The 15513-nt window shown below is 49.5% G+C and carries 13 protein-coding genes; 1 reads left to right on the top strand and 12 read right to left on the bottom strand.

Annotated elements, in window-relative coordinates; genetic code table 11:
- Nucleotides 1-11 precede the first annotated feature (11 nt).
- The 5 genes from pepF to gltA all read right to left on the bottom strand — a co-directional run bounded on the left by pepF (nucleotide 12) and on the right by gltA (nucleotide 7921).
- Complete coding sequence (pepF, locus tag FXY30_RS06055) at nucleotides 12-1778, bottom strand: oligoendopeptidase F (protein WP_071705765.1); 1767 nt, start codon at nucleotides 1776-1778, stop codon at nucleotides 12-14.
- A gap of 73 nt (nucleotides 1779-1851) precedes the next feature.
- Nucleotides 1852-2997 carry an A/G-specific adenine glycosylase gene (gene mutY / locus FXY30_RS06060; protein WP_157885042.1) on the bottom strand — a complete coding sequence of 382 codons (1146 nt, stop codon included), beginning with the start codon at nucleotides 2995-2997 and terminating at the stop codon, nucleotides 1852-1854.
- Nucleotides 2998-3068: 71 nt separating this feature from the next.
- Nucleotides 3069-4430: an FHA domain-containing protein gene (locus FXY30_RS06065; RefSeq protein WP_071705767.1), complete on the bottom strand. Its 1362-nt coding sequence runs from the start codon at nucleotides 4428-4430 to the stop codon at nucleotides 3069-3071.
- A complete protein-coding gene (locus FXY30_RS06070) occupies nucleotides 4415-5455 on the bottom strand; it encodes a P-loop NTPase family protein (protein WP_071705768.1) in 1041 nt (346 codons plus the stop codon). Before FXY30_RS06070 ends, FXY30_RS06065 begins: the two co-directional genes overlap by 16 nt.
- 162 nt (nucleotides 5456-5617) lie before the next feature.
- Nucleotides 5618-7921: an NADPH-dependent glutamate synthase gene (gltA, locus tag FXY30_RS06075; protein ID WP_071705769.1), complete on the bottom strand. Its 2304-nt coding sequence runs from the start codon at nucleotides 7919-7921 to the stop codon at nucleotides 5618-5620.
- A 148-nt stretch (nucleotides 7922-8069) separates the two neighbouring features.
- Here gltA and msrB point away from each other — a divergent pair, with 148 nt between their 5' ends.
- Nucleotides 8070-9062 (top strand): peptide-methionine (R)-S-oxide reductase MsrB, encoded by a 993-nt coding sequence (gene msrB / locus FXY30_RS06080; RefSeq protein ID WP_071705770.1) that lies wholly within the window; start codon nucleotides 8070-8072, stop codon nucleotides 9060-9062.
- A gap of 99 nt (nucleotides 9063-9161) precedes the next feature.
- Here msrB and FXY30_RS06085 read toward each other — a convergent pair whose 3' ends face one another.
- The 7 genes from FXY30_RS06085 to nadD form a co-directional block, all read right to left on the bottom strand.
- On the bottom strand, nucleotides 9162-9572 hold the full coding sequence (locus tag FXY30_RS06085) for a GtrA family protein (protein ID WP_083428251.1): 411 nt from the start codon (nucleotides 9570-9572) through the stop codon (nucleotides 9162-9164).
- Nucleotides 9569-10030 carry an SsrA-binding protein SmpB gene (gene smpB / locus FXY30_RS06090; RefSeq protein ID WP_071705771.1) on the bottom strand — a complete coding sequence of 154 codons (462 nt, stop codon included), beginning with the start codon at nucleotides 10028-10030 and terminating at the stop codon, nucleotides 9569-9571. The genes FXY30_RS06085 and smpB overlap by 4 nt, the downstream gene beginning before the upstream one ends.
- 22 nt (nucleotides 10031-10052) lie before the next feature.
- Nucleotides 10053-12584, bottom strand: coding sequence for a ribonuclease R (rnr, locus tag FXY30_RS06095; protein WP_071705772.1), 2532 nt, complete (start codon nucleotides 12582-12584; stop codon nucleotides 10053-10055).
- A 202-nt stretch (nucleotides 12585-12786) separates the two neighbouring features.
- On the bottom strand, nucleotides 12787-13008 hold the full coding sequence (gene secG / locus FXY30_RS06100; RefSeq protein WP_071705773.1) for a preprotein translocase subunit SecG: 222 nt from the start codon (nucleotides 13006-13008) through the stop codon (nucleotides 12787-12789).
- A gap of 82 nt (nucleotides 13009-13090) precedes the next feature.
- Entirely contained in the window at nucleotides 13091-13708 is a 618-nt protein-coding gene (locus FXY30_RS06105; RefSeq protein ID WP_162272157.1) for a helix-hairpin-helix domain-containing protein, read from the bottom strand.
- A 123-nt stretch (nucleotides 13709-13831) separates the two neighbouring features.
- Nucleotides 13832-14161: a ribosome silencing factor gene (rsfS, locus tag FXY30_RS06110; protein WP_071705775.1), complete on the bottom strand. Its 330-nt coding sequence runs from the start codon at nucleotides 14159-14161 to the stop codon at nucleotides 13832-13834.
- A 59-nt stretch (nucleotides 14162-14220) separates the two neighbouring features.
- A complete protein-coding gene (gene nadD / locus FXY30_RS06115; RefSeq protein WP_071705776.1) occupies nucleotides 14221-15486 on the bottom strand; it encodes a nicotinate-nucleotide adenylyltransferase in 1266 nt (421 codons plus the stop codon).
- Nucleotides 15487-15513 lie beyond the last annotated feature (27 nt).

Below are 15513 nucleotides of genomic sequence, written 5' to 3' on the forward strand. Positions count from 1 at the left end.
CCTCCCTATCATCATAAGCTCGCAATAGCTTCTACCTTTTCCACCAATCCCGCAAAAACGGAAAGCGCACTGTCCACCGTCTTGGGATCGGTCATATCGCATCCTGCCATCTTCAGCTGTTCAATCGGGAAATGGTGCGCGCCATCTTTCAAGAATGCGAAATAGGCATCTACATCTTCCTGACCGCCGTGCAGTACTTTTTGCGAAAGCACCGTAGCCGCGGTAAAGCCGGTGGCATATTTATATACATAAAAGTTGGAGTAAAAATGCGGAATGCGCATCCACTCGTAGGCAATCTCCGGATCCGAGATCATCGCGTCTCCGAAGTACTTTTTGTTTAATTCGAGATACAGGCGATCATAGTCCTCGCCCGCCAAGCTTTCGCCATTTTCAATACGCTCATGAACCGTTTTTTCAAATTCCTCAAACATCGTTTGACGATAGACCGTAGACTTGAAGCTGTCCAGATGGTGATCCAGAAGCTCTCGCTTTTCCTCTTCGGTTTTGGCATGTTTCGTCAGATAATCCAGCAACAGCAGTTCGTTAAAAGTGGAGGCAACCTCCGCCGCAAAAATCGTGTAATTGTAATAGAGAGCTTCATTGCTGTGCTTAGCGAAATAGCTGTGCATGGAATGTCCCATCTCATGGGCCAATGTGAACACGGAATCCAGCGTACCGTTAAAATTCAAAAGAATATAGGGGCGGCTTTCATAGGAACCGGAAGAATACGCCCCTCCCGCCTTTCCTTCACGAGGATAGACGTCCATCCAGCGTTCTTCAAAGGCTTTTCGATAGATTGTCTGATAGTCCTCTCCGAGCGGTGCCACCGATGCGATGCAAAGTTCCTTTGCTTCTTCAAAGGTATAGGTTTTCGCCGTTCCTTTAATGAGCGGAAGATAGACATCATACATATGCTGTTCCGTTAATCCCAGCAGCTCTTTTTTCTTCGCATAGTAACGATGCAGAAGCGGCAGATGCCGATCAACGCTCTCGAGCAACGAATCATATACAGATGGAGGAACATCATCTTCATAAAGCGTCATAGCCAGCGCACTGTCATAGTGGCGCAGCTCAGCTTCTGTCGTAAGAGCCTTGACGTTATTGGTGTATGCCGTCGAGATGGTATTGCCGAGTCCATGAAATGCTGTATACAGTGAAAGAAATGCTTCTTTGCGCACGGCAACATCCGGATTTTTTTCATGCGTTGTAAAATTTTGCTGTGTGAGCTCCTCCCCGTCCAAACTCTTTAACGGTGGAAAGTGCATGTCGGCATTGGTTAAAAAGTAGTAGATTGCATCCGGAGCTTCCGACAGAAAGTGCATTTTCGCCAGAAGATTTTCTTCCGAGGCAGAAAGCGTATGCTTCTTATAGCGGAAGATACGGGCAAACCACTCATGAAAAAAGGCGTACTCTTGATTTTCCATCAACGCCTTCTGCTCCTCTTCCGAAAGAGAGAGTAGATAGGGCTCAAAGAACGAAAAGGCGGCAACATATTCCTGCAGCAGGCGGGAAGCCGTTTGATACTGACGCTGCGCCTCACTGTTGCGGCTGTCCTCATCCTGTTTCATATGTGTATAAACGATCAGGTTTTCCGCAAGGATCTCGCTTTGACGATAGGCCTCCAGGATTTCCGAAAAATGGGCTTTCGGTTCTTTTGACCAACGTTTGAGCGACAATATCGTGTTCTGTAGTGTTGTAATATCCCGTTCCATCGCGGATGCGTCGGGATACATCTCATCAATCGCCCAACGATAGGCGATACTTTGTTTTTCGTCCATAAAATCTCCTTTCGGCAGTCTGTGTACCCTATTCCTTACTGTGTTATTCGAAAGCCGTGTTATCGGCGGCTTCTCATCGTTCGACAAAAAATGGTCTATGCGCGGCGGGGATTGCAAATCGATTGGCAATCTCATCCGGATCGGCCCAAAACGTCTTATTTTCCAGCTGTAGCGTTTCAAAACTTTCTTCGTCCGCCTCGTGCACAGCATCGGCTCGATGCGAAAAATTTTCTTGATCGGAAAAAGCTCGATTTCGATCACATGGTACGTCCGACAAGGGGGAAAGTGTCACGCGATAACCGATCATATGCCACTCCAGGTGTGAGAAAATATGCGTTGCGGGTTCCAAGGTTTCGATTTTTTGAATGTCTTTCCGACAAATCCCCTCTTCAAGTAATTGGAGAAGCACCTCTTTCTGCGTAAGATGACCGTCGAACATAGGAAAGAGCCATAAGCCGGCTAACAATCCTTTGGATGGACGCTGGTGCAGCAAGAGGCGATCGCCCCGTTGCATGACTACCACAGTTTTGTTTTCCATTTGTCTCGGTTTTTTCGGGCGCCGTCTGGGAAATTGCGACGCATCTTCCCTATTTGATACGGCACAAAATGCACGAAGCGGGCACGTCGGACACAGGGGCTGTCCATTCGCAACACAGATCAGAGAGCCCAGGTCCATTAAGGCCTGATTGAATGCTCCCGGACGTCTCGTGTCCATTTCCAGACGCATGCGTTCTTCTAAGCGCTCCTTGGTTTTCCGATCTTCGAGGAAGCCTTGTTCTCTCTCCAATCGCGAAAAAATCCGATACGCATTGCCGTCCGGCGCAATCACCGGCTGACCGAACGCGATGGAAGCGATCGCCCCTGCAGTATAGGCACCAATGCCCGGAAGGCGTTTGAGTTCTTCCAGGGTCGCGGGAATCTTGCCCTTTCGTTCCTGTACGAGCTGCTTCGCCGCTTTCTGTAGATTTCTGGCTCGTGAATAATATCCAAGGCCCTGCCAAAGCTTAAGCAAGCCCCCCTCGCTCGCTTCCGCTAAAGCATGGACATCCGGAAAGGCTTCCAGAAATCGTGTGTAGTAGCCCTTAACCGCTTCCACGCGGGTCTGTTGCAGCATAATTTCCGATACCCAAACATGGTACGGCGTAGGATCCTCCCGCCAGGGAAGCACCCGACGATGGCGATCATACCAGCCGATCAATTTTTCAGATAATTCGCTCACAACAAGCTCCTCCTGTATCCATTATAAAGGAACAGGAGGAGCCAATAATGTACTTTCTGTTGAATTCTATATCAGAGAAGAAAGATCGCTTCCTCGTCTCCGAAGCGCAGGCGATCTCCTTGCGAAATGGTCTGTGGCACATGAGGAACAAGACGGCTGTTGTTCACATAGGTTCCATTGCTCGATTGCCAATCGGTTATAGTGTAACGGCCGTCATCCAAGGAAAAGCGCGCATGTTTTGCGCTCACCTTTCGACTTGTTCGCACGATATCGGCTCCCCTTTCCCGCCCGAACATCATCGGTAACGTCGAGAGTTTCACTTCCTCCTTCTCGGAAAAACGCAGCCGAGGGCAGGCGTTGTCCGGAATATGGATCATGCGAATATGACCGTTCTCTTCCCAGAGAAGAGGCGTCGTCTCCTGCTTTGTTTTTTGAAAAAGTGGCTTCGCCGCCTTCGTTTTTTTCTCCTTTGCGCTACGATAACGCTTCCAATTTTCAACGCTGAAGTGCATAAGAAGTTCCAGCAACGTGGTAGGCACCCTTCCCGAGGGGCTATCCTTTTTCTCGTCTTTCTTCGAAGCTCCCTTCTCGGTCATCTCCCTTGCCGGCAAAACAAGGGGTTCGGTGGTAGAAAAGGGATCTCTTTTCTCCGCATAGCCGGAAAGAGTCTTCCAGTCAGGGTGATTGGAAGGCTGTGCAGCTTCCGCTTTTTGACCGCTCTCTTTTTCGGTATCTTCTGTATCGATCGGAATTTTATTTTGCGGCGGCACGAGAAACGGCGCATGCTCCGGCGATGCATTTTCTTCTTTTATCGGTGCGTTTCTTTTCGACAGATCGCTGGAAACAATCTTTGATGGCACAGAATGGGTGCTTCTGCTGGTCAGGTCGTTTTGGAGACGATCCGACAAGGCCACAAGTTCTTTGCGATCAAAGGCAGGCGAACGCAAGGCATTAAACACCAGTGACAAAGAGCGGCTCTCTTCCTCGGCAAAGGGGCGTGAAAACAGCGCTGTCCTGCAAAAAGAGGAAAGAGCTTCGTTTAGCGAAGCAGAAATGTGTATCGGAAGAACAAGAAAAACCACCTTTTCTTCTGTGACAGCGATCGCTTGCGGATGGAGTACCAACATAGCAGGATCCAACAGATAGTCTTCCGCCTCCTCCAGCGCGGAAGCCAAGTTGCCGAAAAAATTCGCCAAGCGCTTCCGATTCCATGGCTCATCGATCGCATGGAATCTCTTGCCTGGTACGGTATAGCGAAAAACGCCGTTCTGTTCCGTTGTCTCGAGCGGAGCAAAATAGGGGGACGTATTTCGGGCCATCATCGTCAGAGCAAGGCGATCCGGAGTCTCCTCTCCTTCAAGGCAAAGTAAAACATGCTGCTCATCCTCCTCGTTGATCAGGCGCAGTCCTTTACGAATCAGGCATGAATCCATCGGGCAACCTCCTCTACAGGCAAAAAAGTGCTCAGCGTGGCAAATGGATCCTGCTGTTGATAAGACTCGATTTCTTTTTCGGGAAGGCGCGGGATGACAAAGGCCCGTCCGCTCTCTTCGCTGTCACAGCGTTCCAAAAATGCATCGCGGCCTTCTTTCCATGTATAGGGAATGAGATCTAGAAAGGCACGCAGCCGATCTTCTTCTTTTCCATTCGAAAAGAGCAGAAGGCGATCCGTCACCGAAAAAAAAGAGGAAAATTGCCATAGCCAGCCGGGCGGACAATCCAGGAACACACAGGAATGACGTTTTTTCACTGCATGAAAAAGAGCCATCCATTCTTCTTTGGTAATATCGAAAAAATCCGCCGCGTGGTGCGGTGGTAACAGCGTTGCGACCCCATTTTGTTCCACGGTACAAGCTGCCAATCGCAAATCGACATCCGCTGCGGGCATGCGCATGGCTAACACCACGTCCGCAATCGTATAGGACGACGTCGCAATTTGTTTCGTCGACAGAGAAAACTTTTCCGATGTGCTAAACGGCTTCAATTCATAATAAAATACATGCTGATCGGAAAAAAGACGCTGATAGGCCATTGCCAGCGCTCGCGTAACGGTAGTGACCCCTATTCCGCCACATAATGCAGTGCAGAAGATCAGTTGCCCGCCAAGATCTTTCGGGTTTTCGGTGCTCCGTTTGCAGGAAAGAAGGTGAAACAGGTCTCTACGCGTTCGAGATACCGGCTGATATTTAGCCGGGCCATGTTCATCGGATTGGTCGCGCCAATAAAATAGATCGGTCTGTGGTGCAATCCGCTCAATTTGCTTTTTAGCGTTCTTGTCGAGAGCATTTTTATCCGCCAATAGCGCATCGTAGCGTCGATCGCGATGCGCCTCCAAAAAGGATTCCAGACTCGTCATCCATTCGATTTCGACACCTTCTTTTGGGGCGGCATTCCATTGTGCTAAAAAACGATCGCGATACCGGATATCCGGATCGAGTACAGCAATTCTCCATTTCATGACATATCCTCCGTTTCTCCTATCGTACCGGAGAATATGTCCCGCCCGCGTCCCGGAATTAAGGCAATTTTGTCACACGTAAGCGGTTCGTTTGCCCTCATAGACAACGAACGGCACGTGGCGCAAGGGTTGCGCAAAAACCAAAAGAATGAAGCTTTCTTTTTAGCGGTCCTGCTTTTTACGGAGATACGCATCTATGCCACGAGCTGCTTTTCTACCCGCACCCATGGCTAAAATCACCGTTGCCGAGCCGGTCACCGCATCACCGCCGGCAAAAACACCTTCTATCGAGGTTTCACCGGTTTCTTCGTTGATGACTATGCCCTTCTTGGCGTTGAGTGAAAGCTCTTCCAGTCCTTTTGCCGCTCGAGGGTTTGCATTGGTTCCAAGTGCCATGATAACAGCATCACAAGCGACATCAAATTCCGAACCGGGGATTTCCGCCGGACGACGTCGCCCGGAAGCATCCGGTTCGCCCAATTCCATTCGAATACAGCGCACGCCGGAAACCCATCCTTCTTCGTCCCCGAGAATCTCCACCGGATTGCACAGAAAATCGAATTTCACACCTTCCTCGCGTGCATGTTCAATTTCTTCGCGCCGCGCAGGAAGCTCCTTCTCGCTTCGCCGATACACCAACCGGCTTTCCGCGCCCAGACGCAAGGCCGTACGACAAGCGTCCATGGCGACATTTCCCCCGCCTACCGTAACCACGCGAGAGAGAGGCTGCATTTTCGTATCATATCGCGGATCAAAAGCATGCATTAAATTGTTTCGCGTCAGATATTCATTCGCCGACATCACACCATTTAAAGACTCACCCGGTATTCCCATGAAGCGTGGTAGTCCTGCTCCCGTGGCAATAAAGACGGCATCAAAGCCTTCCTCTTCCATGAGATGCGTTATAGTGACGCTCTGCCCGACGAACACATCGGTTTCTATAGTCACACCAAGGCGACGCACATTATCCACCTCATGAGCGACCACTTCCTTTTTCGGTAAACGAAATTCCGGAATCCCGTATTGCAAAACACCGCCCGCTTCATGTAACGATTCAAAAATGGTCACGGTGTAGCTCATTTTAGCCAAATCGCCGGCACAGGCGAGCCCCGCCGGCCCGGAACCGATCACGGCAATGTGCTGCTCCTTCGCTTCGCTTACCGGCTTGGCGGGACGCACGCCGTTTTCCCTTGCCCAGTCCGCGACGTAGCGCTCCAATTTACCGATGGCCACCGGTTCTCCCTTTATGCCCCGAATGCAGGCTCCCTCACATTGTTCTTCCTGCGGACAAACGCGTCCGCAAACGGCAGGAAGCGAGGAAGCCTCACTCAATATAGAAAAGGCCCGTTCAAGCGCATTGGTCTTAATTTCACGAATAAAATCGGGGATCGCAATCGCAACGGGACAGGCTTTTACGCAACGCGGATTGGCACATTCCAAGCAGCGTGAGGCTTCCAGAGCGGCGCCGCGAGCATCATAGCCAAAGCAAACTTCTTGAAAGTTACCAGCGCGTTCTTTGGGATCCTGTTCGGCGACCGGAACGCGCTTAAGGATATCGAAATACGCGGTTTCGCCATTACGAACCGTGGCTGCCGGCATTTTTTTCTGCGGATTTGCTTCCTCCTGCAATAGCGCGCTCCGGCCGGCTTTTGTACGTACCATTTTTTGCCGACGAATCGCTTCCTCAAAGTCGATATCGCGCGCATCAAATTCCGGTCCATCCACACATGCGAAACGCACGTCCTTGCCCACATGAACCCGACAGGCCCCGCACATACCCGTTCCATCCACCATGATGGGATTCATGGAGACGATGGTCGGCAAATTCAGGCGATCCAGTGCCGTAAGCTGTGCAACAAATTTCATCATGATCATGGGACCGATACATACGCATTGATCGTATGTGCGATGCTCCTTTTTGATCAAGTCTTCCAGGCACGTCGTCACGAGCCCGTGACGGCCGTAGGAGCCGTCATCCGTCGTGATAAAAACATGGTCCGCCACAGCCTGCATCCGTTCTTCCCAGAAGATAAGCGATTTTGTACGTGCGCCAATCAGCACGTCCACCGCCACGCCATGCTCATGAAGCCATTTCACCTGCGGATAAACAGGCGCGGTGCCCAAACCGCCGGCAACAAAGATATAGCGACGTTTTTTAACTGATGCAAGCGGCTCCTCGACAAATGCGGAAGGATGACCGAGAGGCCCCAAAATATCCCTGGCTCCGCCGCCCACTTCGAGCGCGGCAATCTTTCTTGTTGAGGTGCCGATCGTCTGCACAGCAACGGTAACCGTTCCCTCCTTGCGATCATAATCCGCAATCGTTAGCGGAATGCGCTCCGCAACTTCATCCGCTTTGAGAATCAGAAACTGACCCGGTGCACACGATTCCGCCACACGCGGTGCACGAAACACCAAAGAAACAATATTTTCCGCCAACCACTGCTTTTCGATCAATTCAAACACGATGTCCTCCTTAGAGAAAGGGGCTTTCTTTCTTGCACTTGTAAATAGTATACCGTAAGCTAAAAAAAAGGGCACGGCCTGATCGTTATAGGATGCAGACGGTAGCCTGTGAAAAAGTAAATTATAAAGTATAGGAGAACACCGCGTTATGACTATTATGAAGGAAAACCTCTCACCTGCTGTACAAATCATTTATTTTGCCGGTGGCTGTTTCTGGGGCATACAAGGTTATTTTCGCCAGCTTGACGGCGTTCTTTCCACCGAAGTAGGATATGCTAACGGAAAAACAGAAAATACAAGCTATTCGCAAATCAAACAAAGCGATCATGCAGAAACGGTCAAAATAGAATACGATCGCAACCGTATTTCACTGGCGGAGCTACTGGATCATTATTTGCGTTTAGTAGATCCCCTGTCGGTGAACCGGCAAGGCAATGACACGGGCCGACAATATCGAACCGGAATTTATATTCCTGCTTCTGCACCGGAGGGAACACAGGAAACGGTGCAAAAACGTCTGGATCGCTTATCCTCGAAGCTCGGTCAAAAAGTCGCCATCGAATGTGCGCCGCTTAGCCATTGGGTCAAAGCGGAAGAAGAACATCAGGACTATCTCCTAAAACATCCTCAAGGTTACTGCCACATCGATCTTTCACTTGCCGAGATTCCCCTTGAGGATGGATTTGAGGCCTTCCAAAAGCCGAAGGATGAAACACTTCGCGCCCAACTGACAGCAATGCAATATCATACAACCCAAGAAAAAGGAACCGATGTTCCTCACGCACATCCCTATGATCAGCTTTTTCGGCCGGGCATTTATGTAGACATTGTTTCCGGTGAACCACTCTTCAGTTCACGCGATAAGTTTGATGCCGGATGCGGATGGCCTTCGTTCAGTAAGCCGATGCGAAACGAGCAACTCACCAAGCATCGCGATCTCTCTATTCCCGGACGCGAACGCGTCGAAGTGCAATCACGTCGTGCGGAAAGCCACCTCGGGCATGTTTTTCCCGACGGTCCGAAAGAACTCGGCGGCCTGCGCTATTGCATTGACGGTTCCGCGCTGCGCTTTATTCCGCGGGAAGAGATGGAAAAAGAAGGGTATGGCGATTGGATTGCCTACGTGGACGAAGAAAAATAAAGGATTGCTGTTTTAAAGAAACAAAAAAATCGCCAGTGGCGATTTTTTTAATTCTTCTCGGTTATGGAACCCTATCCCTCTCAAATCGAAAAGGCCAAGTCAGCGAAAAACGAAAAACTTGCTGAGAAAGTAGTTTGAAACCACAACTCCCACCTGGGCCACCGTTTTAACGATCCAATCGTAGCGCAAGAGCTTGAAACCTTCAATGCCGATGTACATGATTGCCGCTTCCAAAAAAAGCGACAGCACACGACCGCCTACGAAACGCAACAACTCACCGCCCACTTCGCTCGTTCCCTTTGCCGTCGAGTCGAACACAAAACGCCGATTGGTGACAAAGGCAAAAAGCACGGCAACTACCCAAGAGATGCCTGTGGCAACGAGATAGTGCATATGAAGTCCCCGTGTGGTAAGAAAATAGACTACATAGTTCACCAAGGTGGTCAGGACGCCGAAAAACAGATAGCTGATAGGTTCCCGATAGCGCTTCCAAAGCGAATGCATATTCATTTCCAATCCCGTAAAGTACGTTCTATACGCCTTTTATCATCGGCTTCACGAAGGCTTTCTCTCTTATCGTAAAGTTTTTTACCGCGCGCAAGCGCAATGTCTATTTTGATACGACGCCCGCGTAACACCACACAGAGCGGAATAACGGTGTAACCATCCCGTTGCACAGCTTCGGCGAGTTGGCGTATCTCCTTTTTATGCAGCAGCAAACGACGATCGCGAACCGGATCCATATTATAGCGATTCCCCTGCTCATAGGGACTGATATGCAATCCTATAAGCCAAGCCTCGCCGTCATGAATATCCACATAGGATTGTTGGATGGCAACTTTACCCTGTCGCACGCTTTTCACTTCGGTGCCCTTGAGTGCGATGCCGGCTTCCCAAACTTTTTCAATAAAATAGTCGTGTCTGGCGCGCTTATTGTTCGCCAACACCTTGTTGTCTTCCTTGTTCATCTTTCTTCCTATCTATTGCGCATCAGCCCCTTCGTCCGGTTCGACCGGAAAGCGAACGACGACGGCGGCGTAAGCCTTCCTTTCTGGGCCGGTTGGCTCGTGACGTTTTCGCCCCTTTAAAATTTTTGGGGCGTTCATCATTGCGGCGCCGAAAGGAATGGCTGGGACGAGCTCCGCGAAGATTGGTCGTGCATTCACCCGCACTTGGTTTGTTGCGCCGGCCATCTTCCTGTACAAAATCGGGAAGATGAAAATCAATTTCCCTGAGCAACGGATTCGCGGCCGCAACAAGCACCCTCACTTCGTCGCCATAACGTAATTCGCGGTGATTATTCTCCCCGCGTACAACCATGCGCTCTTCATCATAGGAGTAATAATCATCGGTCATATCTCGAAAATGCGCGAGTCCCTCTACGGTATTTGGCAAGCGAACAAACACACCGAAATTGGTTAGGGACGTGATCTGCCCCACAAACTCTTCTCCAATGAAGCGTTGCATGTACTCCGCACACTTCATCTCGACAACATCGCGTTCGGCTTCTTCCGCTTTCTGCTCTGTAAGCGAAATGTGTTCACAGCGCACAAAAAGATCTTTCTTAACCGCCTCATCCGTTTTGGGCGTACCGGCAAGCAAAGCCTTCAGCAGGCGATGTGCCATCAAATCGGAATAACGCCGAATGGGCGATGTGAAATGGGAATAATGCTCCTCAGCAAGGCCATAATGCATGGTCGGCTTCGGGCTATAGACGGCCTTTGACATGCTCTGTAAAACAAGCATGTTCAGAATCCCTTCCTCTTTTTTCCCTTTGGCCTGCTCGAGAATTGCGCGAATGCGTGACGGTTCCGGTTCCGCCTCGATGGGCTCATAATGAAAAGCCATGAGAGCCGTATTCAATCGCTCAATGTCTTCCTCCTTGGGTTCTGCATGAACTCGGTAAATAAACGGCAATTTTTTATGGAAAAATGTCGTACCCACGATGACATTGTTAAGAATCATAAATTCTTCAATGATGCGGTTCGCAATACGGCGATCCGCCAGTCGTACATCAACCGCCAAGCCATCGTCATCTAATATCACATCGGTTTCTGGAAAATCGAAGTCAAGAGTGCCACGCTCAACGCGCTTTTTTGCTAAAAGGGCATAAAGCGTTGCCATGGTATCCAGATGCGTAAACAGAGCTTCCTCTTCCGTAAAGCGCGTGCCTTTTTCCAGATAATCGGAAACATCCTTGTAGATCAGGCGATGATCGGAACAGATCACACTGGGATAAAATTGGTGATCGACGACATTTCCCTCTTCATCTAAGGTCATCTGCGTGGTCATGGCCAAACGTTCCACACCGGGATTGAGCGAGCATAAGCCGTTGGAAAGTTTTTCCGGCAACATGGGGATCACGCGATCCAGCAAATACACGGAATTGCCGCGCTCATATGCATCGCGATCGATGGCGGAGCCCGGTTTAACATAGTGTGAAACATCCGCGATATGTACATAGAGAATATAGTATTTCCCGCGTTTCTCCAGGGAAATCGCATCATCAAAGTCCTTCGCATCCGCCCCATCAATCGTTACGGTAAAAATATTTCGCAAATCCCGACGGCCGCGAAACTCCCGTTTATCCACTTCTTCTGGCAATGCTTCCGCTTCTTCCTTTGTCTCCTGCGAAAACACGTAGGGCAACTCGAATTGGCGGGCTACTGCGGTGATATCCACGCCCTTCGCATCAGCAGGCCCCAGGTTCTCGATGATGCGACCGGCCGGGTTCCCTCCGTTCTTCTCCACGTCAAGCAGACGCAAGATCACCTTGTCGCCATCTTGTGCACCCATCGCGTCCGCATCGGATACCGGAATGTCTGAAAAAAAGTTTTTCTTATCCGGAAGCACATAGCCTAAGCCGCTTCGTTTTTCATACAGGCCGACAATGGGATCCGTATTGCGCGTTAAGATGGAAACGACTCGGCCATTGGAGTTTCGTCCGGTGGCGGGATCCGCTTTTTCAAGAATCTTAATCCGCACGCGGTCACCATGAATGGCCCCATTCAGATCATCCGGAGAAATAAATACATCCGGTTGGCCCTCCACTTGAGAGACGAAAAAGGCAAATCCTTTCGCGTTGCCGGTGAGCTTTCCGATGAGCGGATTTTGTTGTTCGTCAGAAGAAGATTTCGATTTTGCTGCTGCAACCGGTTTTACGTCGTGCTGTTGTTCGGGTTCTGCAATTTTCTGCGCTTCCACATGTTCCGGTGCTGTTTGCACTGGATCCGGCATAAAGGATTCTTTCATCCCTTCCGTCTCTGTTGAAGCAGCGCCTTTTCGTTGCGTTCTTGTTTTTTGACGAGTGGAGTCTGTTTTATCGACGGGGATCGCGTACGCCTTGATTTTACCGCGCTTGCTCATGCGAATGACTTCTTCTTCCAGCATGGCATCAATGGTGTTGTAAAATGCAATGCGTGCCTCGCCTTCCAAACCGAAACGGTCGGCAAGCTCTTTTGTACGCAACGGTTCATATTGCGCACCGGAAAAATACGATAATAAAAATTCTCTTAATTCCATAACGGTTTCTCCTCCGCATCCCTTTTTGTCCCGTTTTCTTTTACTTGTGTACCCACTTTGCAGCTTCCGCCGAGCCAATCGTTAGGCAAGCCAAGGCTTTCTCCATAGATGTAGAAGCATCGGAAAACAAGGCAATATTCGGATTAATTGTGAACAGAACATAAAAAGCCGACGTGAACACGTCGGCTTTCTTTCCTCCCGATTAAAGAGCAAGCAAGGCAATCAGGCTTAGAACAAACACCACACCGGAAAATATGGTCATTTTGTTCAGCAATGCGTCTTTCGGACGATGCACCGAAGTGCCGTAAATGTTCGATTCCTGGCCGAACAGCGAGCCGGCATTGGTTTTCGGTTCCATCATCAGCGTCGCTGCAATAATGACAACGCTGGCAATTACGAGCAGAATAATGATAGCAGTTTTCAATCAAGTCACCCCTTATTTTTCCATAACAATTCGTAGCACCGTCATTCTAACAAATGTCCGGCTCGCTTTCAACGTTGACGCCTCACTTCACGCAAATTTGCTGCTGAATTTGTTCATATACCTTTTTCCCAATGCCGGACACCTTCATAATATCTTCTTCCGTTTGAAAAGGCGTCTTTTCACGGTAGCGAAGGATGTTTTCCGCCTTGGCTTTTCCAATCGAAGGCAGTTGCTGCAATTCTTCCGCTGTAGCGGTATTAATATTGATCTTCCTCGTTGGGCTCGAAGAGGCCGTTGTTGTTCTGCTTTCTTTTTTTGGAACGGTTACGCCAAGCTGTGAAGGCTCCGCGCCTTGTGTTTTTCCCTGTGAAGCCTCTTCCTTCGTTGGAACCACAATATTCATTTCATCCGAGAGACGCTGCGCCGGATTGATGGACCCTAATGCGCCATTTTCTGTTAGATTGCCCGCCGCTTGAAGCGCGTCGGCAACGCGTTTCTGATCGTCAAAAGTATAAAGTCCCGGATTCTTAACCGCGCCTCCGACATAAACCATGACCCTATTCGGCGCGGAAGAGGACGCTTTTTCCTGCTCGTTTTGCCCCGAAACTCCTTCTTCCGAAAAAAGAGAAGCCGAAATGGAGGTGTCACCAGGATGCTCCTGTGGCTGCTCTCCATTTTTTCCCTTTTCCTTTTTTGTCATTTCCTCCGCTTGTTCTGAAGTCGGTACATGCCTCCCGTCCATAAAAAGGCGCACGCCTCCCAGAAGCACGATAACGGAAAAAAGTACGCCAAAAATTATTTTTTCTGTGCGTGAAGACAAATACTACTCACTCCAAAGATCATCCAGATCGTAGAATTCTCTCTCACTTTGCGTAAAGATATGGACGATTGTCTCTGCGCAGTCCAGCAATATCCAACCACCGTCACGCAGCCCTTCGGTTGTGATGGGAGGCATCTCGGCTTGTGCCAATTTTTGCGTAATCGCATCGGCAATCGCCTGCGTATGTATTTTATTTCTTCCTGTCATCACAATAAAATAATCGCAAATACCCGCCTCTTCCCGGATCGGAAGAGTGCGGATGTCCCGTGCCTGTTTGTCTTCCGCTGCCTGAACAATGATGTCGTTTTTCAAATTCTTTTTTGATTCCGTCAAAAGAATCTCCTTTCCTTTTTTGTTCGGTTCATTATCGCTTGTGAAGCATGCTCGCTGTGTTACGCCAAGAAAAATGGAGCTGATTCTCGTTTTTGATTCTCACGCACCAAGGCATTGCGTGCAAAAAGGGATGCGGGATCTATCACCTGCTTTTTTTGCATCAAAAAGCGCAAGGAGGCATCCATGCCGGCAAGGACCGCACGATCCAGATTTTCCATGCTCAGACTGCGCAGATGTACCACAAAAGGATACTCGCGATACGGTTCAATTTCATCTGCAAGAAACACAATTTTATCCATCAAGCTCATAGACGGGCTGCCCGCTGTATGCGATGCGATCGCCTGGAGAATCTCTTCGTCCTCTATACCATACACCTCACGCGCTACAAAGCGTCCGAGGAAGGCATGGAAAAGTGGAGATGGCGTCCAATCCGCCTCTTTCAGAATATGCTTTTCACGTAGAAGCTGAAAATACTCTCGTTCTCTTCCTTTCGCGCAGTCATGTAGCAAAGCAGCAAGGCGAACACGTTTTACATCCGCATCATACCGTTTGGCCAAAAATGCAGCGGTCTTGACCACGCTCAAAACATGACGAAACCGATGCGCCGAAAGAGTCTTTTTCAGGCCATTCACCATCGAAGCAATTCGCGGGTCGACCAGAAATTCCAACGACTCTTTTTCTACTTCTTGCAGGAAATTCTCATCTTCTCCGTGGGTCATGCCATAGAGACGACGCGCTGCAATATAATCGTAAACGGTGCCCGGAAGAAAATAGCGAACATCTTGTCCTTCTGTAAAAGCTTGACGAATATACGTAGAAGATATCCGAACAGAGGGGCCTTTGGCAATGAGCACCCGATATCCTTCGTCGTTTAATGCCCTTGCTTGCAAAAGCAAATCGCCGCTCACACCTTCCCGTGCACAAACGATAAGAGGGATCATTTCCAGCAGCTCTTGCCAACGATGCCAGGTACGAATATCCATCAAGCTGTCTTCGCCGATGATAAAGAACAGCTCGGCCTGTGGAAAATCCTCCCGAAAAGAGCAGACCGTTTCATAAGAATACCGCATTTTTTTCGCTTGCATTTCTCGTAGATCCACTGTAAAATCCGGATTTCCCTCCAAAGCCGCCGTCAACATTGCCAGACGGTCCTTGGCATTGTCCTCCTTGTCTGTCTTATGCGGAGGTGCATAAGCCGGCACAAAGCGCACCTCATCCAAGCTAAACGTCTTCATAGCGTTTACCGCCATCTGTAAATGTCCGATATGCACCGGATCAAAGGTTCCTCCGAGAATGCCAATGCGCCGCTGTTCTTCGCTGGACACGCTAACCTCGCCTTTCCATTCTTTAAA

This window comes from Murdochiella vaginalis (genome assembly GCF_902381775.1).
Classification (GTDB): Bacteria; Bacillota; Clostridia; order Tissierellales; family Peptoniphilaceae; genus Murdochiella; species Murdochiella vaginalis.